Origin of the sequence: Fictibacillus phosphorivorans, assembly GCF_023715845.1 — a bacterium.
GTDB lineage: Bacteria > Bacillota > Bacilli > Bacillales > Fictibacillaceae > Fictibacillus > Fictibacillus phosphorivorans_D.
On the sequence record NZ_JAMBOR010000002.1, the window covers coordinates 129194 to 152597 of the forward strand.

Genomic DNA, 23404 nt, shown 5'->3' on the forward strand with positions numbered 1-23404 from the left:
TTACCTCCTATTCCTCTGATAACCAAGTTCGTACTAGTTTTGCAAACTCTTCTGGATTTTCTTTTGCCATTCGTTCCAATTGTTCTTTGCGTACTGTACCTTCTGAACCTTGTTCCTTGTTCACATCAGGTACATAATAATGTTTCTGTTCTTCCATCTCGTATTCTTCGATCGTTCCTTTATCTTCTTCCGTTCTTCTTTTGCGTATCAATAAGAAGATTAATAGAATAATAACGATCAAAAGAATGGAGCCTGTTATATAGACCCAAAGTGGAATGCCTGCTTTGGTAGTTTCCATGTCTGGTTTGCCATTAAAAGGCTGTGCAGAAACAAAAATTTTGTCTTGGATCTGCTCTTCTGTTAATTCGTTGTTAACCTCTTTTGAGATACTCGTTCTAACAATCGCATTCAAAATCTGTTCAATATCATCTAATCTTTCTTGCGGCAATGAATTCGGTTGTTTCGGATTAGGAGGTTCAACCATGACTTGAATCCCTAGATCGCGAATCTGATAGGGACTTTCCACAATTTCTTTACGGATTTTATTGACTTCATTGTTGATACGTTCTTCAACTTTTTCATAATCTCCGTTCGAACCAGCAGCTGACCCAGGGTATGTTGGTACTTCCTGATCGCCCGTTCCGGATACACCCCCTGCAGCTCTGCCCTCTCCCGTAAACGTTTCACGAATTCGTTCAACACTTATCTCGATACCTTTCATATTCTCTTTATCTACTGGTTCGATTAAGGTTTCTTCTCGTTTTTCTTCAGTAAAATCGATATCCGTAGTTACAGTCGCTACGACTTTCCCCTGTCCCATAATGGTAGCTAGCATCTGCTGTACTCTACGCTGCAGGTCTCTTTCAACATCTTGTTTTATTTTTCTTTGCTCTTCATACTTTGAACCTGAGGATGCAGCGTTCACTGTGTTCAGATCATAGTAATTAAAGTATTGATCAGTGATGATGATATTCTCCACAGGTAGATCAGATACACTTTTTGATACAAGGTGATACAGTGCTTTCACCTGTTCCTCCTCTAGACGTGCACCGTCAGCCAAAGAAAGAACAACAGATGCAGAGGCTTTCTCTTTTTCCTGATTGACCCATACACTGCTTTCAGGAAGTGTAATCATTACACTCGCATCATCTACTCCGTTGATACTCTTGATTAAGTTCGCAATTTCGTTTTGTGTTGCTTCTCTTTCAAGCACTCCAAATTCTTTATCGGTAATTCCAAAAACCGATTTTTCTCCAAAGTATGAAAAATCGATATTCCCACTTTTAGGCAGACCCTCAGCAGCAAGCTGTACCTTTAGGTTGTTTACCTCTTCCTGGGGAACAACTATTGTTTTCCCACCTTCTTGAACTTCGTTTGTAATCCCCTTACTGTTTAAGTTTTCTTGGATCTGTCCAGCTTCTTGTGGAGAAAGATTCGTATATAAAGGTACTAGATTCGGACTGGACATCATCACGGTTAGAAAAATAAAACCGGTAATGAAAATGAATATCCCGCCAAGAATTAGGCCTTTTTGTGTAGTAGAACGTGATTTAAAACGTTCCGTGATTTGCTTGGTGACTTGTTTCCATTTTTCTTTCATTTTTTCCCCCGATAAACACAATAAAAATTTTTTTGAAGCTACCCCCAAAATAGAATGCGAACTTCGAATTATGTATTAGCTATTAAACTTGCATCCTCATGATTTCTTGGTATGCTTCAACCACTTTATTGCGAATCTCAAGAGTGGTCTGCAGGGTTACACTCGCTTTTTCTGCTGTAATCATGACCTGATGAAGATTATCCATATTACCATTCATCATCGCTTGTGTAGCGGCATTAGATTGAGCTTGTGTCTCATTGACATTCTCCAACGCACCCATCAAAAAATTTTTAAAGCTTTCTTGAGCTTTAATAGGTGTTGTTTTTGCAGAAGGAGATATACAGCTCATGTCTTGAATTGTTCCTAATGAAATTTTATCCATGTGTTAACACTCCTAACGGCCGATTTCTAGGGCTTTTAAATACATTCCTTTTGCTGCATTCAATGCTGTAACATTTGCTTCGTATGACCGAGTCGCACTCATTAAATCGACCATCTCTTTTAGAGGATCAACATTTGGAAGTTTTACAAACCCATCTTCTCCTGCATCCGGATGATCTGGCTGATAGACAGATTTGAACGGTGTCTCATCATTCATAATCCCGCTTACCTTAACACCTTGAAGATTTTCCTTCTCATTTACTGCTTTATGAAACATACTTTTAAAACTGGACTCTCCTGAACCCAGCATCACCATTTTTCGTTTATACGGTTCCCATTCACCATTTTCTAATAACCTGCCTCTTGTCGAATCAACATTTGCCATGTTAGAGGAAGCTACATCCATTCTTAATCGCTGCGCTGTTAATCCAGATGCAGAAAAATTCATTGCATCGAACATTCCCATATTTATCTCCCGCCTTTAACAACCATCTTAATCGTATTGAATTTTCCGTTAATTCGCTGTACAAGAGTTTGATAATACAATTGATTCTTAGCCAATTCAGTCATTTCTTTGTCTACATCCACATTATTTCCGTTATGGTTCATCGTTGTGCCATTTTGCTCTTTAACAAAAATAGAGGGCGACTTATCCGTACTGAATGTAAAATGATGTTGATTTGTCCGATAGGCATTTAAACTTTTTTTAAATTCCTGTTTAAAAACGGTTTCTTTCGCTTTATATCCAGGAGTGTCCACATTAGCCAGATTATTTGAAATGGTTTTCTGTTTTAAGGCTGATCCATCTAATGCCATTTCTAAATTTTTCATTATAGGGCTAGAGAACAAGTTGATCACTTCCCTCTTTTTTACTATAAAAGTTCTTCATTTTTTGTTAAATCTTACCGCTAAATCATATTTTAAGGTATATATCCAAAAAGTGTCTATGTATTTTTTCCCAAAATGACTTTTTTCGATAGAAAGGACTATATTTCGACCGTGACTTTTTACCTAATTTTTGTCCTAGTCATAAATTCCCTGTCCTAAATTGCAGAACAGGACAACTTTCCTATACTTCTAATCGACATATTTCGCTTATATATCTATCATCAAATTTTTTCTCGTTCTTTGATCGGTATAAAGCACAAAATAAAAAACCAATCCTTTTCGGATTGGTTTTAAATCGTAATGATTAAGAAGTTTTTAATTTTTCAAGTTCAAGTAAGAACTTATCATTTAATACTTTAATGTATGTTCCCTTCATTCCGAGTGAACGAGACTCGATCACCCCTGCGCTCTCCAGCTTACGAAGCGCATTAACGATTACTGATCTTGTGATACCTACACGGTCAGCAATTTTACTTGCTACTAAAAGACCTTCATTGCCTTCTAATTCTTCAAAGATATGTTCAATCGCTTCAAGTTCACTGTATGATAAAGAACTGATCGCCATTTGAACAACTGCTTTATTTCTTGCTTCTTCTTCAATCTCTTCCGCTTTCTCGCGTAGGATTTCCATTCCAACTACTGTCGCACCATACTCTGCTAATACGAGATCATCTTCTTCAAACTTAGTGGATAGTCTAGATAGGATTAGCGTTCCTAGTCTTTCACCGCCTCCAACGATTGGTACGATCGTCGTTAAGCCTGTTGAGAATAAATCTTTGTTTTCAACAGGGAAAGCCGTATAGTCACTCTCAATATCAATGTTAGCCATTGATTCAGTGATATTGAAAAGATTTTTCGTATAATCGGTAGGGAATTGACGTTCTTGGATCATCTTTTTCACACGCTCATTTTCAATATCCTGTTTAAGAGCAGTACCCAATAACTTCCCTCTGCGGCTGACTACAAAAATATTAGCTTCGATAACGGAGCTAAGTGTTTCCGCCATTTCCTTAAAGTTTACTTGTTTACCACCTGTTTGTTGCAGCATTGAGTTAATTGTTCTTGCTTTGTTTAATAAATTCATAGTATTTCTTCCTCCTAGTGCATCCTATAAAATATATTGGCTTAGATCCTTATTCTTTGCGATGTTAGCCAGTTTTTCTTCTACATACTCGGGTGTAATCGTAATTTGATCCAAACTGATATCTGGAGCTTCAAAAGATAAATCTTCGAGTAATCGCTCCAATATCGTATGAAGTCTTCTAGCACCAATATTGTCGGTATCTTGATTGACTTCAAATGCGATACTTGCAATCTTAGCAATAGCATCGTCAGAAAATTCAACATTTATACCTTCTGTACTTAATAGAGCTTTGTACTGTTTTATAATCGCATTATCAGGCTCTATTAATATACGTGTAAAATCTTCTACAGACAAGCTATTCAACTCCACACGGATCGGAAATCTACCTTGTAGCTCAGGGATAAGATCAGAAGGTTTTGCCATGTGGAACGCTCCAGCTGCAATAAATAGAATATGGTCAGTCCTGATTGAACCATATTTCGTCATAACAGTGGAACCTTCGACGATAGGAAGTATATCTCTTTGAACGCCTTCTCTGCTGACATCAGCGGAGTTTTGGTTCTTTCCTGCAATCTTATCAATCTCATCTATAAATATAATACCTGTTTGTTCCGTCTTATAAACTGCTTCACTCGTTACATCGTCCATATCGATTAATTTTGCAGCTTCATCCTGTGTAAGAACTTTTCTCGCTTCACGAACGGTAAGCTTTCTCTTTTTCTTTTTCTTCGGCATAATTCCGCCCAACATATCTTGCATATTCATGCCTACCTGTTCTAGGCCAGAACCTTGAAACATATCAAGCATGGAAGGATTCTGCTCATCAACTTCCACTGTTACGAGATGATCTTCCATTTCTCCAAGTGCTAGTTTTTGCGCCATTTGATTCCGCTTCTGTTTTAAAGAAACATCGTCATCTTGTTCTACAGTTTGTTCTTGCGTTTGATTACCTCCGCCAAAAAACATTTCAAGAGGGTTCTTAAAGTTAGTTTCTGTTTTCTTACCCGGCACAAGGAGCTCTACTAAACGCTTATTAGCGTTTTCTTCTGCCTTATCTTTAACTTCATTCATTTTCAGTTCTTTAACAAGCCTTACAGACGTTTCCACCAGGTCACGAACCATGGAATCAACATCACGGCCAACATAGCCGACTTCAGTAAATTTGGTAGCCTCTATTTTAATAAATGGAGCTTGAGCAAGTTTTGCAAGTCTTCTTGCAATCTCTGTTTTTCCGACACCAGTCGGTCCAATCATTAAAATATTTTTTGGGGATACCTCGTCACGAAGTTTATCATCCAGAAGACTTCTTCGATAACGATTTCGCAAAGCTACCGCTACTGCTTTTTTTGCATCTTTCTGTCCGATAATGTATTGATCGAGTTTTTCCACGATCTGCCTTGGAGTAAGTTGACTGTTCAAACAAAATCACTCCTTATATGGAATTTTACAGTTCTTCTAAAACAATCTCCGTATTTGTGTAGACACAAATCTCCCCAGCCGTTTTCAATGCAGCAAGCGCTATCTCTTTAGCAGAAAGCTGAGGAGCATTATTTTTCAATGCTCTTCCCGCTGCAAGAGCATAATTTCCACCTGATCCAATCGCAAGGATGCCGTCATCGGGTTCAATGACTTCACCGGTTCCTGCAATTAGCAGCATATGCTCTTTGTTCATCACGATTAGGAGTGCTTCAAGTTTTCTCAAGACTTGATCCGTACGCCATTCTTTGGCCATTTCAACAGATGCACGCTGAATGTTACCGCTGTATTCTTCAAGCTTGCTCTCAAATTTTTCATAAAGAGTAAATGCATCAGCTACTGAACCAGCAAATCCAGCAAGTACTTTCCCGCCATACAATTTTCTAACCTTTTTAGCAGTATGCTTCATGACAACTGAATTGCCAAATGTAACCTGACCGTCACCGGTCATGGCAGCTTCTCCATTGTGATGAATAGCAAAAATAGTAGTTGCATGAAATGTTGACATCGAAAAATCCCTCCCTTTTTGTTTTTTATGCACGAGGATGTGCATTATTATAGATTTTTTTTAAATGGTCTTTCGTTACGTGAGTATAGACTTGTGTAGATGAGAGCTGAGAATGTCCGAGAAGTTCTTGAACGGCTCTTAGATCTGCACCTTCATTCAATAAGTGTGTCGCAAATGTATGCCTTAGAACATGTGGGCTGATATGTATATTGAGCGACGACTCTTCAATAATTTTATTCAATATGTTTCTTACGCTTCTCGCGCCTAAAGGTTCCCCTTTATAATTTAAAAATAAGAATTCCGTTTTATTTTCTGTTTTTTCAAGTAGCTGTTTCCGTCCATCGTTGATATATCTTTCTAATGCTTCCTTGGCAAAAGAACCGATCGGGACATATCTTTCCTTTTTCCCTTTGCCTTTTATTAAGGCAGCTTCTACAAAAAGGTCAAGATCTCTCAGTTGAAGTTTGCAGCATTCACTCACACGAATCCCAGTGCCATATAGCAATTCAAGAATAGCCTGGTTTCTTTGTCCGATTGGTGTACTTAAATCAGACACGTTAAAAAGCTTCTCCAACTCTTTTTCATAAAGAAATTGAGGAAGCATCTTTGCTTTTTTAGGAAGTGAGGCCATTGCAAAAGGATTTTGTTCCACGACTTTTTCACGATTTAAAAAATGATAAAAGCTTCTCATGGAAGATATCTTTCTTGCAACTGTATTTCTCGCATATTTCTTTTCATGAAGAACGACGAGATAATGTCTGACTAAAACATAAGAAACAGCAGCGAATCCTTCGATTGCTTGCTGTTTCAAAAAAGAAGTAAAATCATTAATATCTTTTTCATAGTGTTCGATCGTATATGGTGAATAGTTCTTCTCAATCATCAAATAATTAAGAAAATCCACCACGAGCTGGCGTTCTGATTTCATTCCATACACCTCACAAAGCCCCTAAATCGTATCACAACTTAGGGGCTAAAGCAATAGATGTTCACAAATTTGTTATAAAATTCTGAATTGTTTCTAGTGCTCGTTCTGCAATCGCTGCATTTCTCTCTTGTTTGTTCTTAATTCTTTTTTCAAGAGGAGGCAGCAAACCGAAGTTTGCATTCATCGGCTGGAAATTATCAGGATTAGCTGTTGTAATGTAATGAGCCATACTTCCGATTGCTGTTTCTTGTGGAAAAACAGCTAACTCTTCACCTCTTACAAGCTTTGCAGCATTTATCCCTGCAATGAGTCCAGAAGCCGCACTTTCCACATATCCTTCAACACCTGTCATCTGACCTGCAAAGAAAAGATCTTCTCTGTCTTTTAGCTGATAGGTATCCTTTAAGAGTTTAGGCGAGTTTAAGAATGTGTTGCGGTGCATAACGCCATACCGTACAATTTCCGCATTTTCTAATCCTGGAATAAGGCGAATCAGCTCTTTTTGAGGTCCCCATTTCAAGTGCGTTTGAAACCCTACAATATTATATAAAGTTCCAGCACTGTTATCTTGTCTTAACTGAACGACAGCATAAGGAATCTTCCCTGTTTTCGGATCTTCAAGACCTACCGGTTTCATCGGGCCGAATAGGAGGGTCTTCTTGCCTCTCTTAGCCATTACCTCAACTGGCATACAGCCTTCAAAAAAGATTTCTTTTTCAAACTCTTTTAAAGGCACTGTTTCAGCAGAGATAAGCGCTTCATAAAAACGGTCGAATTCTTCTTCTGTCATCGGACAGTTTAAATAAGCAGCTTCCCCTTTATCGTAGCGGGATTTTAAATACACCTTATCCATATCGATGCTATCCAATTCAATGATAGGAGCTGCAGCATCGTAAAAGTATAAATATTCTTCGCCCGTAAGACTGTTTAAAGCTTTCGAAAGGTTATCAGAAGTTAAAGGACCTGTCGCGATAATTGTTGGCCCGTCAGGAATTTCAGTTACTTCTTCTGTTAATACCTCTACATTCGGGTGATTCTTAACGCGTTCTGTTACAAGACCCGCAAATTCGTGACGGTCAACAGCTAATGCGCCTCCCGCAGGCACAGCACAATTATCTGCAGAAGAGATGATTACAGAATCCAATTTTCTCATCTCTTCTTTTAATACACCAACAGCATTTGTTAATGTATTTGCCCGTAATGAATTCGAACATACGAGTTCTGCAAATTTTTCAGTGTGATGAGCCGGTGTCTGTCTTACCGGTCTCATCTCATATAATTTAACTTTTATTCCTCGATTAGCGATCTGCCAAGCAGCTTCACTGCCGGCAAGTCCCGCTCCAATTACGTTCACATGTTGATGGCTCATGGTAAAACTCCTTACTTTGCTTCCTCTTCAGAATAGTCGCAGGATACACATTGAACGACTTTTCCTTTTTTCGTTTTCTTTTCAACTAGCATGCTGTTACATTTCGGACACGTTCTCGCGATTGGTTTGTCCCAAGAAACGAACTCGCAGTCAGGATATCTGTTGCATCCATAGAAAACTCGTTTCTTCTTACTTTTTCTTTCGACGATAGATCCTTTATGACATAGAGGGCATTCAACGCCAATGTCTTTAACGATCGGTTTCGTGTTTCTGCAATCCGGAAAATTCGAGCATGCCATGAACTTACCGAAACGACCCATCTTATAGACCATTTCATGGCCGCATTTCTCACAGTCTTCGCCTGCAGGCTCATCTTTAATCTCAACTTTTTGCATTTCTGCTTCTGCAATTTTAAGTTTTTTCTCGAAGTTTTTATAGAATTCATCAATGATTTTGATCCAATCAATCGTTCCTTCTTCAACTCTATCGAGATCACTTTCCATCCTAGCAGTAAATTCAACGTTAAATATTTCAGGGAAAAACTCAAGGGTCATCTCTAGAACAAGTTCTCCAAGTTCAGTTGGAACGAATTTCTTGTCATCTAAAGCAACATAGCCTCTTTTTTGAATCGTATCAAGAGTAGGTGCATATGTCGAAGGTCTTCCTATCCCCAATTCTTCCATCGTTTTGACTAGCCTTGCCTCCGTATAGCGCGGCGGTGGCTGTGTGAAATGCTGAGTCGGATCCAAGTCCTTCTTGTCAACCTTCATTCCTTCTTGTACATCAGGAAGGATTCGGTCTTCTTCTTTTTTACCGTCATCATTGCCCTCTACATATACCTTCATAAATCCAGGGAACTTCACTTTTGAACCAGTAGCACGGAAGGTTACACCATTGTTTTGAAGATCTACAGTCATCGTGTCTAAGATCGCTGAAGACATCTGACTTGCTAGGAAACGTTCCCAAATCAACTTGTACAAGCGAAGCTGGTCTCTGGATAAATAGGTCTTTAACTCTTTTGGATGATACATAACAGAAGTAGGACGAATCGCTTCATGGGCATCCTGAGCATTTTTTCCTGATTTCTTTTCGGCTCTAGTACGGTTTACGAATTGTTTTCCAAACTCTTTCTCGATAAACTCTGCAGCTTCACTCTTGGCAGTGTCAGAGATTCGGGTTGAATCCGTACGCATATACGTGATCAAACCGACTGTACCTTCTTTTCCAAGGTCGACCCCTTCATATAACTGCTGAGCGAGCATCATCGTTTTCTTCGCTCTGAAGTTAAGCTTTCTAGCTGCTTCCTGCTGTAAGGATGAGGTGATGAACGGAGGAGACGGATTTCTTTTCCGTTCTTTCTTCTGAACAGAATCAATCGTAAAGGATTTCCCTTTGATTTTACTCAGAATCTCGTTTACTTCCTCTTCATTAGAAAGCTCTTGTTTCTTGCCATTTAGACCATAGAATTGAGCTTCAAAGTCTTCACCTGAAGCACTGAATATCCCTTTGATCTTCCAATATTCTTCTGGCTGAAAGGCTTCTATTTCTTTTTCGCGTTCTACTATTAATCGAACTGCTACAGTTTGAACACGTCCTGCACTTAAACCCTTTTTAATTTTCTTCCATAATAGTGGACTGACTTTGTACCCGACAAGTCTGTCAAGAACTCTTCTTGCTTGCTGGGCATCTACTAAGTCCATATTAATTTTTCTTGGTCTTTTAAATGAATCTTTTATCGCTGTTTTAGTTATCTCATTAAATACAACTCGGCAATCAGAATCTAAATCCATCTCTAAACTGTGAGCAAGATGCCAAGCAATTGCTTCACCTTCGCGATCCGGGTCAGCTGCGAGAAATATTTTTTTGGCTTTTTTCGCTGCTGTTTTTAAGTCCTTTAAGATCGGACCTTTTCCTCGGATTGTAATGTATTTCGGTTCATAATTTGCTTCTACATCTACGCCGGTTTGGCTTCTGGGCAGATCACGAACATGTCCCATAGATGCTTTTACGTCATATTTGCTCCCGAGATATTTCTTTATCGTCTTTGCTTTTGCGGGAGACTCAACAATGACTAAGTATTTTTCCATTTACAGTTTATCCCCCTTTAAGGGTTTAGTGAAATCTTCCCTATTATTAAATAATGTATCTGCTTTTGTCAAACTGTTTCCTCATTAAATGAAAACGGTTAAGTCCATTCAGCAGCAATATCCTCTGCACACATTACAAGTTTTGCTCCGTTTTGAATCAAAAAATTCGTACCTGCTGCACAATCTTCAAGGATGGACCCTGGAATGGCATAAACGTCTCTGCCTTGCTCTAGTGCTTGATCGGCTGTAATGAGTGAGCCACTCTTTCTTCTCGCTTCAGCAACTAAAGTTGCTTTACCGAGACCGCTAATTATACGGTTCCGTAAAGGAAAATGCCAGCGTTTTGGCTGAACAAAAGGAGGAAACTCTGAAACGACAATACCTTGACTGCTAATTTGTTCTGCAAGAGTGTTATTTTCGGCGGGATATACGCATTTTATTCCAGAACCTAAAACTGCAGCTGTGCGTGTCCCGTTTTCTAAACATAATCGGTGAGCATAGGTATCTATTCCTCTTGCCAGGCCGCTAACGACCACCCATTTCTTTTTTAGTAATGGTGACAGAACCTTACTTAACGAACCCAACCCTTCCGAACTCGGATTCCGGGTTCCTACTACACTTAATATCTTATCCTGTTTCAGTGTACTCCAATCTCCTTTTCCGTATAGCACCCAGGGAGGATCAAATATTGTTCTTAAACTAGGCGGGTAGTCGGTATGAAAAAAAGGAATAGCAGATATCGAATTTTTCTTTAAAACATTCATTATGTATGTACTATTTTTATGATTCATAAAGGAATATAGACGAGAAGCTGCTTTTTCACTTAAACCGAACGACTTCATCAGGCTGATTATGTCCATTTTAAATATATCTACCAATTCAGGATCAGCAGTTAAAATATTCTTTATATGTTTCCATGAAAGACCATCACAATGATGAAGAAAGATTAAGCGTTCATCATCCAAATTTATTTCCTCCCTATGAATCATTGATAAAAAATGAAAAAGCTCCCTATCCTTGGGAGCTTCTCACGATGAACGAGATGCCTTACACACCTCTTATAAGGTTTTATGCCTTTGATGCTTTTTCTTTATTCGTTACGCAAGCATCATAAAGGTCGTTTTCTTTAAGAGCTTCTACTAACGTTTCACCCATTACAGATGGCGTTGCAGCTACTTTAATTCCACAAGCCTTCATCGTCTTGATTTTTTCATCTGCAGTACCTTTTCCTCCTGAGATGATCGCACCGGCATGGCCCATACGTTTTCCTGGAGGTGCTGTTTGTCCGCCGATGAAGCCGACAACAGGTTTAGTCATATTAGCTTTTACCCATTCTGCAGCTTCTTCTTCTGCAGTACCGCCGATTTCACCGATCATGATTACAGCATACGTATCCTCATCTTCATTAAATGCTTTTAAAACGTCAATAAAGTCCGTACCGTTAACTGGGTCTCCACCGATACCAACTGCAGTAGATTGTCCAATTCCGCGCTCTGAAAGCTGATGAACAGCTTCATACGTTAATGTTCCTGAACGTGAAACAACCCCAACGTGTCCTTTTGTGTGAATATAACCAGGCATGATCCCGATCTTACATTCTTCAGGAGTGATAACACCTGGGCAGTTTGGTCCGACTAAGCGAGTTTTCTTACCTTGCATATAACGTTTAACCTTAACCATATCCATTACAGGAATACCTTCTGTAATACAAATAGCTAGATCAAGTTCTGCATCGACAGCTTCGATGATAGCTTCAGCAGCAAATGCTGGAGGAACATAAATAACAGAAGCGTTTGCTCCAGTTTCTCTGACAGCATCCGAAACTGTGTTGAATACCGGGAGTCCTTCAACTTCAGTTCCACCTTTGCCAGGTGTAACTCCGCCCACAATTTTCGTACCATATTCAAGCATTTGTTTCGTATGGAAAAGTCCTACGGAACCTGTAATACCCTGAACGATGACTTTTGTGTCTTTATTAATAAAAATGCTCATGCTTTAAATTCCCATCCTTCCTGCAATGTTTTCTTTGTTACTTAACCAAAGCAACGATTTTTTCTGCGCCATCAGCCATTGAATCAGCAGCTGTAATATTTAGGCCGGATTCTTTTAAGATCTTTTTACCAAGATCAACGTTTGTACCTTCTAGACGAACTACTAGAGGAAGTTCAAGACCAACTTGTTTTGTTGCTTCTACAACACCGTTCGCAATGATGTCACACTTCATGATACCGCCAAAGATGTTAACGAAAATCCCTTTAACATTTTTGTCAGAAAGAATAATCTTGAAAGCTTCAGTTACCTTCTCAGTTGTAGCACCGCCCCCAACATCAAGGAAGTTAGCAGGGTCTCCGCCGTAGTGCTTAATGATGTCCATTGTAGCCATAGCCAGACCAGCACCATTTACCATACAGCCGATATTTCCATCTAAAGAGATGTAGCTTAGGTCGTATTTAGAAGCTTCAATCTCTTTTGGATCTTCTTCTTCTAAGTCTCTATATTCTAAGATGTCTTTATGACGGTATAAAGCATTTGAATCAAAGTTCATTTTCGCATCAAGTGCCATTACGTTTCCGTCACCCGTAACAACTAATGGGTTGATTTCAGCGATAGAACAATCTTTTTCAACGAATGCTGTATATAATCCCAGCATGAACTTTACAGCTTTGCCTACTAGTTCAGTTGGAATGTTAATGTTATATGCTAAGCGTCTTGCTTGGAATGCTTGAAGACCAATCGCTGGATCGATTACTTCTTTGAAGATCTTTTCAGGGGTCTTTTCAGCCACTTCTTCAATCTCAGTACCGCCTTCTTCAGATCCCATCATTACTACACTAGAAGTTGCACGATCAAGTACAAGACCAATGTAATATTCTTTCTTAATGTCACAGCCTTCCTCGATAAGTAAGCGCTTTACTTCCTTACCTTCTGGGCCAGTTTGGTGAGTAACTAATACTTTTCCTAAGATTTCTTCTGCGTATGTACGCACTTCATCAATATTCTTGGCAACTTTTACGCCACCTGCTTTACCACGGCCGCCTGCATGAATCTGTGCTTTAACAACAGATACAGTGCTCCCCAGTTCTTTAGCAGCTTCTACAGCTTCTTCCACTGAAAATGCTACTTTTCCGTTTGGAACAGCCACACCATATTTTCTAAGTATCTCTTTACCTTGGTATTCGTGGATATTCATTTACTCTCCATCCTCCTATCATGGTGAAAACTTAAAGTACCGTTATCATTGTATAAGACCAAGCGTGTAATGTCCACTATTCTTCAGAAAATTGCAAGCGCATACAGGGGTTATGCCCAAATAAAAAAACCAAAACCTTCGAGTTAAGGTTTTGGTTTTACTGTTTTTCACCTTTGGAAAATAGATCTTTCCAAAGTTTCTTTCATTTGTTTTTCTCATTTTCCTGCTTTTTAATGAGCTTTGGTGTAATTGCTTCTTTTTCTGCTGCAGGACGATAGACTCCAAATTCTTCAGCCATCTCTTCTTTAAACTGATTAACTAACTGCTCAGATTGCTGTACGACAAGTTTACTTTTTGGCATTGTACACACTCCTTTTATAGTTAGCAATGCCCGTTTATAAAAAGAATTATGTTTTTTATTTTGCCTTTTGATCGATTTGATAAATAAAAGCAAACAATTCTGCTACGACTTCAAATAGTTCTTTCGGGATCTTTTCATCAATCTCTAATTTAGATAATAAATGGACTAGAGAAGGATCTTGCTGAATCGGGATATTGTGCTGAGATGCCGTTTGAACAATGTGTTCGGCCGTCTCGCCTTTGCCCTTTGCCTTTATTATTGGAGCACTTAATTCCTCTGGATTATAGGAAAGAGCAACGGCTTCTTTATATTGTTTTTTCATATACGTACGTCCATCCCTTTATACGCTGTTCGCTTGTCCATGATTTTCATTTCATTTTCTGAATTCTGCACAAAATGTAAAGAGGATAGTGTATAGTTCATTTCATTTAACTTTTTCTTTAATGAAGGAAGAAATGCCTTTGAAAGCTTCTCGATTTCAGAATGGCTGCTAAAAACTTTTAAGGATAAGATTCTGTTTTGTATTTGGACATCTACAGCAATATCTTTTAAATGTTTCATCTCCAGGCAAAACACCATTCTGCAGTGATCGGGATCTAACGGTTGCCCACTATGCTTTTTTCCTTCCCAACGAATCGAAATCTCTTTAGGGTTCTCATTCTGTCCAAGAGGGATCTGTAAAACAAATTGATGAAGATGCTCATTAACGGATATGTTCTGAATCTGCTGGCTTGTTAGTTTATTTAGCGCTTGTTCAGTTTTGAATGAAATGCTTTCAGGCAGCCCCAGTGATTCTACATGTTGTCTTAAAGTGATCAAGTTTGCCTTTAAGGAATCCGTTTGCATGAGTAGAACGGGTTCTTTCATAATATTCCTTTCGTGCAGCATCCCTGATTTATGAAACCATTTTTGAACAGCTTGCAAGAAATCAGTTGAAGCCTGACGTTTGGTGTCAATTCCCTGGACTTCTTTTTCATATAGCGTAATTTGATTGTGGATTGTTTCTTTAGGCAGATGAAAGCTTTTTGTTTCTAGATCTGAATGTCCTGAATGACCGCTATTTTGTTTTGACACATTTTTGGTGCCGTTAAATCCAGAAGAGACTACGGAAACCTCTTTTTCAACGGATTGACTGGTTTTGAAACCATATAAACTTTGTAGGAGTTCCACGGTGTTTCTTATGCTTTTATCTTTATGTATGTAAGGTGTAAGAGACTCGAACAATTGCCTCATTTCAGCTTGAGCCGATTTACTCTGAATACTGGTTAAGACCGCTTGAACTAAAGCAGGCTTAGCAGGGATCTCAAGTGCCTGCATCCGTTGGATAACCTCTTTCTTCTCTTTAAAGGAAATGTTTGCTGCAAGCTGTAGGATAATAGCTACCTGTTTAACATTTTCTTTTGTGACCGTCATTTTTTCGGATATTAAAAATTCAGCAGCCTTTTTGTTATTCTCGGTTTGTGAAAGATGTAACTTCTGCAGCATTTGTTCAGTTGTTGATTTCATGGGATCTGTATCTACTTTTTTTAAGATTAATACCCCATTTTTCTCTCCGACTTCAAACAAATAGTGATTTCCTTTTGTTAAAGGAGCCTCCAGTTTGGCATGTATTTCTGTTCCCTGATATAAAATTTTTGCCGTTTGGTCCGGAAAGATCTCTAAGATTTTAGCCGTTAACAACTGATCTAATTTTAATTGAATGTTTGCAGATGTATGCGAAGCAATCGGCGGTGGCTGGATGATGTTGTTTGTCGATAACACCTTATTCACTCCCAGTAAACTGAATCATTTCTCCAACTGGACTAAACGTTTTGCGATGTATTTCCGTTGCCCCGAATCTTTTCAAGGCTTCTAGATGTTCTTTTGTGCCATAACCCATATTTGTTTTAAACCCATAATGAGGATACATTTGGTCAAGTTTTTTCATGTATCGATCCCGAGTAACTTTTGCTATGATTGACGCGGCTGCAATAGAGATGCTTTTTTCATCTCCCTTTATGATCTTTATTTGATCAATCGGCAGGGCGATTTCCATTGCATCGATCAATAGCTGATCTGGCTCTACCATTAGCTGACAGACCGACTCAGTCATAGCTAGTTTAGATGCCTGATAGATGTTGATCTCATCGATCTTATCAGGCTGCACCAAATGCGTACTATAACAAATAGCATCTGTAGTGATTCTTTCATATAATTCTTCTCTTCTTTTTTCTGATAGCTTTTTGGAATCGTTTATTCCATTTAGCATATAGCCTTCCGGGAGTATAACAGCTGCAGCTACTACAGGTCCCGCTAATGGACCCCTTCCAACTTCATCGACTCCAGCAATCAATCTTTTACCGTTTGATATGCACTGTTTTTCATAACGACACATGATCTCCAGCCTTTTCAATTCGGCTTCAGCCTCTAATAAACGGTTAGTATACGTTTTAAATAACTTTTTGGCACCTTGCCTCTCATCGGATTCTAACTGCGTTAGATGGCTGCTGATCTCTTCGGCAGAACTGTCTTTTAATAGTTGCTCCCATTCTTTTATGGATCGTTTCATTTTTTATTCACACTCTTTATGTATTTTTTATCGGTCTTTAAAACTAACCTTTAAGCGTTATCGATTCGATTCAAAGAAAACAGGCACATAGAATATACGCGCCTGTTCTATCACTTTATTCACTTGATACTGATGGCCGCTCATAAGACAAGCTGCCAAGCTTTTCAGATCGTAGATCACGAAGTACAATCTCTGCTGTCTTCTCAAGATCAACTTCTCCACCGGTTACGATGCATCCTCTTTTTTTACCGATTTCCTCAAATAAACGAAGAGAGTCATCAGATATATCCGTTAATTTATAACGCTCAACCAGACGTTCTTGATAATGTTCACTTAAATATTTCACAGCGAACAATACTACTTCTGTAAAATCAAATAATGTTTCTTTTATTGCACCAGTTACAGCAAGCTTTAGACCTATCGTTTGATCTTCAAACTTTGGCCAAAGAATACCTGGAGTATCCAAGAGTTCCAGTGTCTTACCTGCTTTGATCCACTGCTGTTTTTTCGTTACGCCTGGCTTGTCACCTGTAATAGCAATGTTCTTGCCGGCCATCCTATTAATAATTGTGGATTTCCCTACATTCGGAATACCGACAATTAAAGCGCGGACTGCACGTGGCTTAACAATTCCTTTTGCTCTCATCTTATCGAACTTTTCTTTTACAAGTTCATGGGCAAGAGGTTCTATCTTCTTAATGCCTTTTCCGTCTTTTGAATTTATTGCAAGAGAAGGTATTCCTAAATCAGAAAAATAGCCTTGCCACATTGACGTTACTTTCGGATCTGCTAGGTCTGCTTTGTTCAACAACACAATGCGCGGCTTTTCACCTAGTATTTCATCGATCATAGGGTTCCGTGACGCTAAAGGAATTCTGGCGTCAACTAGTTCGAAAACCACATCGATCATTTTTAGTTTTTCAGTTATCTCCCGGCGCGCTTTTGCCATATGGCCCGGAAACCATTGAATGGTCATGTTCGTTCACCCTACTTTACAAATCCTATATCCGATAATGGCCAAAAACGGAATGATGCTTTTCCTAAGATTTCATCTTCACTAACGGTACCTATGTTCCGGCTATCACTGGAGTTCCGGCGATTATCACCTAAAACAAATAATTGTCCTTCTGGAACCTTTTGTTTAGCCGTTACTTCTAATAAAGTGAAGTCATAAGTAAAGTTCCCGTCTTTTGTTTTTTTCTTATATGCTTCTAAGTATTCTTCTTTCACCTTTTTGCCATTCACATAAAGAGTATCATCTTTATACTCGATTGTATCTCCTGGCAAACCGATTACTCTTTTTATGTAATCTTTTTCTTCTGTTGCGTGAAAGACGACGATATCAAATCTGTTTGGTTCACCAATCATATAGCTGAACTTATTTACAATTAATCGATCTCCATCATGAAGAGTTGGCATCATGGATTGCCCATCTACTACTACTGGAGCAAAGAGGAAGAACCTGATAATACCTGCCAATAACAGTGCTGCAGCTAGTGCTTTAATCCATTCCCACGTTTCGTTTTTTGTACGAGCCATTCTTAATCCTCACCATCTATAGAAATTCCTTACTTATAATATGGAAAAAGGAGCTTGAGTAAGTCAAGCTCCTTTCGAGAATTATTAGCGAATTTCTTTAATACGAGCTGCTTTACCACGAAGTGCACGCAAGTAGTATAGCTTAGCACGGCGTACTTTACCGCGACGTACAACTTCAAGGTTCGCAATCTTAGGTGAATGTACAGGGAACGCACGCTCCACTCCAACACCGTAAGAAATTTTACGAACAGTAAACGTTTCAGAAATCCCAGACCCACGCTTTTTGATAACAACACCTTCAAAAAGCTGGATACGCTCACGAGTACCCTCGATTACTTTCACGTGTACACGTACAGTGTCACCTGAACGGAATTTTGGTAAATCTGATTTTAATTGATCTTTTGCTAGATCTGCAATAAGCTGTTGCATAGTTTATTGCCTCCCTTCCCATAGATGTTCTTGCGTGATTATCAAGCAGCGGAACACCGGATTAAACGGGCATAAGCCACAAACAATATAATACCATATAAATTAGACGAGTATCAAGTTGTTTTATTATCTTTTATTTCTTCCAGCCATTTTTCTTCTTCTTTACTTAATTCTATTTTCTCTAATAGGTCTGGACGTCTTTTATAAGTACGTTTCAAAGACTCTTTCTTTCGCCATTCTTCAATATTTTTATGGTTTCCAGACATAAGTACATCAGGAACTTTCATCCCTCTAAAATCTGCCGGTCTTGTATATTGAGGATGTTCTAAGAGACCTGTACTAAAAGAATCCTCTAGATGTGATTCTTCTTTTCCAAGCACACCTGGGAGCAACCTTGTCACAGCATCAATTACGACCATCGCCCCTAGTTCTCCGCCAGTTAAGACGTAGTCGCCGATAGAAATCTCATCAGTAACGAGATGTTCTCTGATCCGCTCATCATAACCTTCATAGTGACCACACAAAAAGATTAAATGTTTTTCTTTAGAAAGTTCTTCCGCTTTGTTTTGAGAAAACTGCTCTCCTTGTGGACAAAGCAGGATAATCCTTGGTTTTTCAGCTGCTTCTTTCGTTAAGCTTTCAACGGCATCAAATAGAGGCTGGGGAGTCAACACCATCCCTGCTCCTCCACCATAAGGATAATCATCAACATTTCGATGTCTGTTCGTTGAGTATTCACGAAAATCATGTACTTGAAGCCGAACAGCGTTTTTTTCTTGTGCTTTTTTCAAAATAGACTGACCGAAAACACCCGAAAACATATCTGGAAACAGGCTTAACACATCGATTTTCATATATTAAAACAGTCCTTCTAAAGGTTCGATTGAAATCTTCTTCGCTTCTACATCAACGCTCTTAACAACCGAAGGAATGTATGGAATTAATACGTCGGAACCGAACCCTTTACGTTTAACTACCCATACATCGTTCGCACCTGGCGATAAGATTTCTTTCACTTTACCCAGCTCTTCTCCATCCACTGTAAAAACAGAACATCCAATGATGTCATGATAAAAGAACTCGCCCTCTTCTAAGGAAACTTGCTGTTCTTTAGGCACTTTTAATAAATGTCCTTTAAAAGATTCAACATCATTAATATTATGTAAGCCTTCAAACGTTAATAGATCAAACTGTTTATGTTTCCGATGAGCCTCAATCGTTACAGGGATAAGATCCCCTGGGCTTTTTTCTACATATAATGTATTGCCTTTCTTATAACGTTCTTCAGGAAAATCTGTTCTTGAAATGACACGGACTTCTCCTCTTATCCCGTGTGTATTAACAATCTTTCCTACGTTAAGCCATTTATCCGTCATATAAAAACCTTCTCTCATACATCTTATTCATAGTATTAGCTAGTCTAAAGTTTATCATAAATACAGGTATGTATACTTTTTTATTCAATCCTATTTAATTCTAAAATAACAGCTTGAATATAAAAAAAGGAAGAGGGAATCCCTCATCCTTTTTAGACGATTTCTATTGAAATCCGTTTATTTTGATTCGTACCTGCCGCATTTACAACAGTACGAATCGCTTTGGCCACTCTTCCTTGTTTACCGATTACTTTTCCCATATCAGTCTGGTTCACAGATAATTGATAAACTAGGCGATGTCCTTCTTTTACCTCTTTGACGCTAACTTCTTCTGGGTGATCAACTAGAGCTTTCACAATCGCTTCGATCAACTCTGTCATATCAGTTCCCCTTCGTCAAATTATTTTTGGTTTTTTGCGTTATGGAATTTCTCCATTAGACCAGCTTTTGAGAATAGGTTACGAACTGTGTCAGATGGCTTTGCACCGTTTGTCATCCACTCAAGAGCTTTTTCTTCGTTAATTTTAACTTCAGCTGGGTTAGCAACTGGGTTGTAAGTTCCGATCTCTTCGATGAAACGTCCATCACGAGGAGAACGAGAATCTGCTACTACTACACGATAAAAAGGAGCTTTCTTAGCACCCATACGCTTTAAACGAATTTTTACTGCCATTATATCTTGCACCTCCGAAAATAGTTCACACAAAATAATATAATAGTATAAATTGACAGGTTTGTAAACCTGAAAATTCAGTTTACATAAAAGGGAATTTAAATCCACCTTTTTTCTTTTTGCCATTCATCATTCCGGACATTTGTTTCATCATCTTCTTCATGTCCTCGAATTGTTTGATTAGGCGGTTTACTTCTTGTACAGACCGTCCGCTTCCTTTAGCGATACGTCTTTTACGGCTGGCATTGATTATTTCAGGTTGTTCTCTTTCATGAAGAGTCATCGAACGGATGATAGCTTCAACGTGACCGATCTGTTTTTCATCGATCTGTACGTTTTTAAGGCCCTTCATCTTATTCGCACCAGGAAGCATGCCAAGTACTTCATCTAATGGTCCAAGATTTCTAACTTGTCCCATCTGATCAAGAAAATCATCAAATGTGAACGACATATCACGCATCTTCTTCTGAAGATCACGAGCTTTCTCTTCATCTACTGAGGACTGAGCCTTTTCAATGAGTGTTAGCATGTCGCCCATTCCTAAAATCCTTGAAGCCATTCGGTCCGGATGGAAAGGCTCAAGAGCATCCATCTTTTCCCCAAGACCCACAAATTTAATAGGGAGTCCTGTAACAGCTTTAATAGAAAGTGCAGCACCACCGCGTGTGTCACCGTCCAGCTTTGTAAGAATAACACCTGTAATTCCAAGTGCTTCGTTAAAACTTTCAGCAACATTTACCGCGTCCTGACCAGTCATCGCATCAACAACAAGGAAGATTTCATCAGGTTTTGCTGTTTCTTTCACCTGTTTTAATTCATCCATGAGCGTTTCATCAATGTGTAAACGCCCGGCTGTATCGATAAGAACATAGTCATGGTGCTCTTCTTTTGCTTTCGCAATCGCTGTTTCAGCAATTTTTACGGGACTAACTTGGTCTCCCATTTGATGCACTGGAAAATTAAGCTGTTTCCCGATCGTTTCTAACTGCTTAATCGCAGCGGGACGGTATATGTCAGCTGCAGCAAGAAGTGGTTTACGATTTTGTTTTTTTCGTAAATGGTTCGCAAGCTTACCAGTTGTCGTTGTTTTACCTGCACCTTGAAGACCCACCATCATAATGACTGTCGGGGGCTTGTTGGATACCGCAATCTTGCTTTGTTCTCCGCCCATCAAAGTCGTAAGTTCATCATTAACAACTTTTACAACTTGTTGTCCAGGTGTCAGGCTTTTTAATACTTCCTGACCAACTGCACGTTCAGATACCTTTTTCACAAAATCTTTTACCACTTTAAAGTTAACATCCGCCTCAAGAAGAGCAAGGCGTACTTCCCTCATCATTTCCTTTACATCCGCTTCATTTACTTTCCCTTTTCCACGAATTTTTTGTAAAGTGTTCTGAAGACGGTCGGCTAAACCTTCAAATGCCATCTCACTGAACGCCTCCTATTCCATATTTTCAAGGCGATCGATAATTGCAAGTACGTTATCAGGTTCAGATTTCAGAAGCTCTCTTAAAGATGACAGCAACTGTTCACGTTCCTGAAACTTTGCAAAAAGCCCTAACTTCTCTTCGTATTCTTCTAGCATCGCCTCTGTCCGTTTAATATTATCATAAACGGCCTGGCGGCTGACATTATATTGTTCAGCAATTTCACCGAGAGAATAATCGTCTAAATAATATAAGCCCATATAATTCTTTTGTTTAGGGGTTAGCAATGATTGGTAAAAATCAAAAAGATAATTAATTCTCATCGTTTTATCAAGCATAGTTCCACAACCCTTGTTAAGTGAAATGCCTTTACGTGAATACTATACAACCATAAAAAATAGATGTCAAGTTTTTTTCTTAACAGAATAAATGGTAATGAGTGCTAGAGTCTTTTTTATGTGATCAATTATTTCCACTTCAAAATTGCGTTACCTTTATGGAATTTCCGATTATTTCTTACCCAAAGAAAAAGAAGCAGGTTTACTCTGCTTCTTCCTCTTCTGTTCCAGCGAATAAGCCGTATACAAACTGTTCCGGATCAAATTCCTGAAGATCATCGATTTTTTCGCCAAGTCCAACAAACTTCACTGGAATATCTAGTTCATGACGGATCGCTAAAACGATTCCGCCTTTTGCTGTTCCATCGAGTTTTGTTAAAACAAGTCCTGTAACATCTGTTGATTGTCCAAAGGTTTTTGCCTGGTTCATCGCGTTCTGTCCGGTTGTAGCATCTACAACAAGCAGCACTTCATGTGGAGCACCTGGTATTTCACGTTCGATCACACGTTTAACTTTTGAAAGTTCGTTCATTAAATTTACTTTATTTTGCAGCCGTCCGGCAGTATCACATAAAAGGACATCTGCTTTTCTTGATTTTGCTGCCTGGATACTGTCATAGATCACCGCAGCTGGGTCAGCACCTTCATGATGTTTAATCACATCTACGCCAGCACGCTCTCCCCAAACTTCCAGCTGATCGATTGCACCTGCTCGGAATGTATCTCCAGCAGCCAGGATGACTTTCTTGCCGTCATTCTTGAGCTGATGAGCAAGCTTACCAATGGTCGTAGTCTTCCCAACTCCGTTTACACCAACGAATAAAATAACGGTCATCCCATCTGTTTGCATGTTTAGCTTGTTGTCACTATCGTCTTTTTGAAGCATCTCAGCAAGTTTTTCTGTAATTGCTGAACGGAGCTCTTGTGGATCTTTAATGTTTTTTGTGCGGGCTACATCTTTAAGCTCATCAATAATATCGAGAACGGTATGGACCCCTACGTCTGCACCGATTAAGATCTCCTCAAGTTCTTCGAAAAACTCCTCATCTACTTTACGATATCTTTTTAAAAGATCATTCACTTTAAATGAAAATGAACTTCTTGTTTTTTCTAATCCGTCTTTAAATTTTTCTGAAGAGGATTCAGATGGTTGATTCGAAAATTTTTCTTTTAACTTCTTTAAAAAACTCACTATATTT

At 38.9% G+C, this 23404-nt stretch carries 27 protein-coding genes; all 27 read right to left on the reverse strand.

Annotation, left to right across the window (positions count from 1 at the left end):
- Positions 1–7: 7 nt before the first annotated feature.
- The 27 genes from fliF to ftsY all read right to left on the reverse strand — a co-directional run bounded on the left by fliF (position 8) and on the right by ftsY (position 23397).
- Entirely contained in the window at positions 8–1600 is a 1593-nt protein-coding gene (gene fliF, locus M3206_RS02260) for a flagellar basal-body MS-ring/collar protein FliF (RefSeq protein WP_251310885.1), read from the reverse strand.
- 82 nt (positions 1601–1682) lie between these two features.
- Positions 1683–1982, reverse strand: a complete 300-nt coding sequence (fliE, locus tag M3206_RS02265; protein WP_251310886.1) for a flagellar hook-basal body complex protein FliE — start codon at positions 1980–1982, stop codon at positions 1683–1685.
- Positions 1983–1994: 12 nt separating this feature from the next.
- Entirely contained in the window at positions 1995–2441 is a 447-nt protein-coding gene (gene flgC, locus M3206_RS02270) for a flagellar basal body rod protein FlgC (RefSeq protein ID WP_425590698.1), read from the reverse strand.
- An 8-nt stretch (positions 2442–2449) separates the two neighbouring features.
- On the reverse strand, positions 2450–2836 hold the full coding sequence (gene flgB, locus M3206_RS02275; protein ID WP_251311037.1) for a flagellar basal body rod protein FlgB: 387 nt from the start codon (positions 2834–2836) through the stop codon (positions 2450–2452).
- Between the two features lie 337 nt (positions 2837–3173).
- Complete coding sequence (codY, locus tag M3206_RS02280; RefSeq protein ID WP_251310888.1) at positions 3174–3953, reverse strand: GTP-sensing pleiotropic transcriptional regulator CodY; 780 nt, start codon at positions 3951–3953, stop codon at positions 3174–3176.
- A gap of 24 nt (positions 3954–3977) precedes the next feature.
- Positions 3978–5372: an HslU--HslV peptidase ATPase subunit gene (gene hslU / locus M3206_RS02285; protein WP_251310889.1), complete on the reverse strand. Its 1395-nt coding sequence runs from the start codon at positions 5370–5372 to the stop codon at positions 3978–3980.
- A 25-nt stretch (positions 5373–5397) separates the two neighbouring features.
- Positions 5398–5937, reverse strand: coding sequence for an ATP-dependent protease subunit HslV (gene hslV, locus M3206_RS02290; RefSeq protein WP_251310890.1), 540 nt, complete (start codon positions 5935–5937; stop codon positions 5398–5400).
- A 25-nt stretch (positions 5938–5962) separates the two neighbouring features.
- Positions 5963–6865: a tyrosine recombinase XerC gene (xerC, locus tag M3206_RS02295; protein WP_251310891.1), complete on the reverse strand. Its 903-nt coding sequence runs from the start codon at positions 6863–6865 to the stop codon at positions 5963–5965.
- Positions 6866–6926: 61 nt separating this feature from the next.
- Complete coding sequence (trmFO, locus tag M3206_RS02300) at positions 6927–8234, reverse strand: FADH(2)-oxidizing methylenetetrahydrofolate--tRNA-(uracil(54)-C(5))-methyltransferase TrmFO (protein WP_251310892.1); 1308 nt, start codon at positions 8232–8234, stop codon at positions 6927–6929.
- An 11-nt stretch (positions 8235–8245) separates the two neighbouring features.
- Positions 8246–10321, reverse strand: a complete 2076-nt coding sequence (gene topA / locus M3206_RS02305) for a type I DNA topoisomerase (protein ID WP_251310893.1) — start codon at positions 10319–10321, stop codon at positions 8246–8248.
- Positions 10322–10419: 98 nt separating this feature from the next.
- Positions 10420–11286, reverse strand: a complete 867-nt coding sequence (gene dprA / locus M3206_RS02310; RefSeq protein WP_251310894.1) for a DNA-processing protein DprA — start codon at positions 11284–11286, stop codon at positions 10420–10422.
- Between the two features lie 103 nt (positions 11287–11389).
- The gene (gene sucD, locus M3206_RS02315; protein WP_251310895.1) at positions 11390–12313 is read right to left on the reverse strand and encodes a succinate--CoA ligase subunit alpha; all 924 of its coding nucleotides are present in this window, start codon (positions 12311–12313) and stop codon (positions 11390–11392) included.
- A 37-nt stretch (positions 12314–12350) separates the two neighbouring features.
- Positions 12351–13511 (reverse strand): ADP-forming succinate--CoA ligase subunit beta, encoded by a 1161-nt coding sequence (gene sucC / locus M3206_RS02320; RefSeq protein ID WP_251310896.1) that lies wholly within the window; start codon positions 13509–13511, stop codon positions 12351–12353.
- A gap of 202 nt (positions 13512–13713) precedes the next feature.
- Positions 13714–13872 carry a small, acid-soluble spore protein, alpha/beta type gene (locus M3206_RS02325; RefSeq protein ID WP_251310897.1) on the reverse strand — a complete coding sequence of 53 codons (159 nt, stop codon included), beginning with the start codon at positions 13870–13872 and terminating at the stop codon, positions 13714–13716.
- Between the two features lie 55 nt (positions 13873–13927).
- Complete coding sequence (locus tag M3206_RS02330) at positions 13928–14194, reverse strand: EscU/YscU/HrcU family type III secretion system export apparatus switch protein (protein ID WP_251310898.1); 267 nt, start codon at positions 14192–14194, stop codon at positions 13928–13930.
- On the reverse strand, positions 14191–15633 hold the full coding sequence (locus tag M3206_RS02335) for a DUF6240 domain-containing protein (protein ID WP_251310899.1): 1443 nt from the start codon (positions 15631–15633) through the stop codon (positions 14191–14193). Before M3206_RS02335 ends, M3206_RS02330 begins: the two co-directional genes overlap by 4 nt.
- Before the next feature lies 1 nt (position 15634).
- Entirely contained in the window at positions 15635–16420 is a 786-nt protein-coding gene (locus M3206_RS02340; protein WP_251310900.1) for a ribonuclease HII, read from the reverse strand.
- Positions 16421–16535: 115 nt separating this feature from the next.
- The gene (gene ylqF, locus M3206_RS02345) at positions 16536–17396 is read right to left on the reverse strand and encodes a ribosome biogenesis GTPase YlqF (RefSeq protein ID WP_251310901.1); all 861 of its coding nucleotides are present in this window, start codon (positions 17394–17396) and stop codon (positions 16536–16538) included.
- Positions 17397–17407: 11 nt separating this feature from the next.
- Positions 17408–17959: a signal peptidase I gene (gene lepB / locus M3206_RS02350; RefSeq protein ID WP_077361329.1), complete on the reverse strand. Its 552-nt coding sequence runs from the start codon at positions 17957–17959 to the stop codon at positions 17408–17410.
- An 84-nt stretch (positions 17960–18043) separates the two neighbouring features.
- Positions 18044–18388 carry a 50S ribosomal protein L19 gene (gene rplS / locus M3206_RS02355; protein WP_066289359.1) on the reverse strand — a complete coding sequence of 115 codons (345 nt, stop codon included), beginning with the start codon at positions 18386–18388 and terminating at the stop codon, positions 18044–18046.
- Positions 18389–18501: 113 nt separating this feature from the next.
- Positions 18502–19242, reverse strand: a complete 741-nt coding sequence (gene trmD, locus M3206_RS02360) for a tRNA (guanosine(37)-N1)-methyltransferase TrmD (RefSeq protein ID WP_251310902.1) — start codon at positions 19240–19242, stop codon at positions 18502–18504.
- 3 nt (positions 19243–19245) lie between these two features.
- The gene (rimM, locus tag M3206_RS02365) at positions 19246–19764 is read right to left on the reverse strand and encodes a ribosome maturation factor RimM (RefSeq protein WP_251310903.1); all 519 of its coding nucleotides are present in this window, start codon (positions 19762–19764) and stop codon (positions 19246–19248) included.
- Positions 19765–19916: 152 nt separating this feature from the next.
- Positions 19917–20144 carry a KH domain-containing protein gene (locus tag M3206_RS02370; protein WP_077361335.1) on the reverse strand — a complete coding sequence of 76 codons (228 nt, stop codon included), beginning with the start codon at positions 20142–20144 and terminating at the stop codon, positions 19917–19919.
- Between the two features lie 20 nt (positions 20145–20164).
- Positions 20165–20437: a 30S ribosomal protein S16 gene (gene rpsP / locus M3206_RS02375; RefSeq protein ID WP_066393596.1), complete on the reverse strand. Its 273-nt coding sequence runs from the start codon at positions 20435–20437 to the stop codon at positions 20165–20167.
- An 82-nt stretch (positions 20438–20519) separates the two neighbouring features.
- The gene (gene ffh / locus M3206_RS02380; RefSeq protein WP_251310904.1) at positions 20520–21866 is read right to left on the reverse strand and encodes a signal recognition particle protein; all 1347 of its coding nucleotides are present in this window, start codon (positions 21864–21866) and stop codon (positions 20520–20522) included.
- A gap of 15 nt (positions 21867–21881) precedes the next feature.
- Positions 21882–22205, reverse strand: coding sequence for a putative DNA-binding protein (locus tag M3206_RS02385; RefSeq protein ID WP_251310905.1), 324 nt, complete (start codon positions 22203–22205; stop codon positions 21882–21884).
- 202 nt (positions 22206–22407) lie between these two features.
- Complete coding sequence (gene ftsY, locus M3206_RS02390; protein ID WP_251310906.1) at positions 22408–23397, reverse strand: signal recognition particle-docking protein FtsY; 990 nt, start codon at positions 23395–23397, stop codon at positions 22408–22410.
- Between the last annotated feature and the right edge of the window lie 7 nt (positions 23398–23404).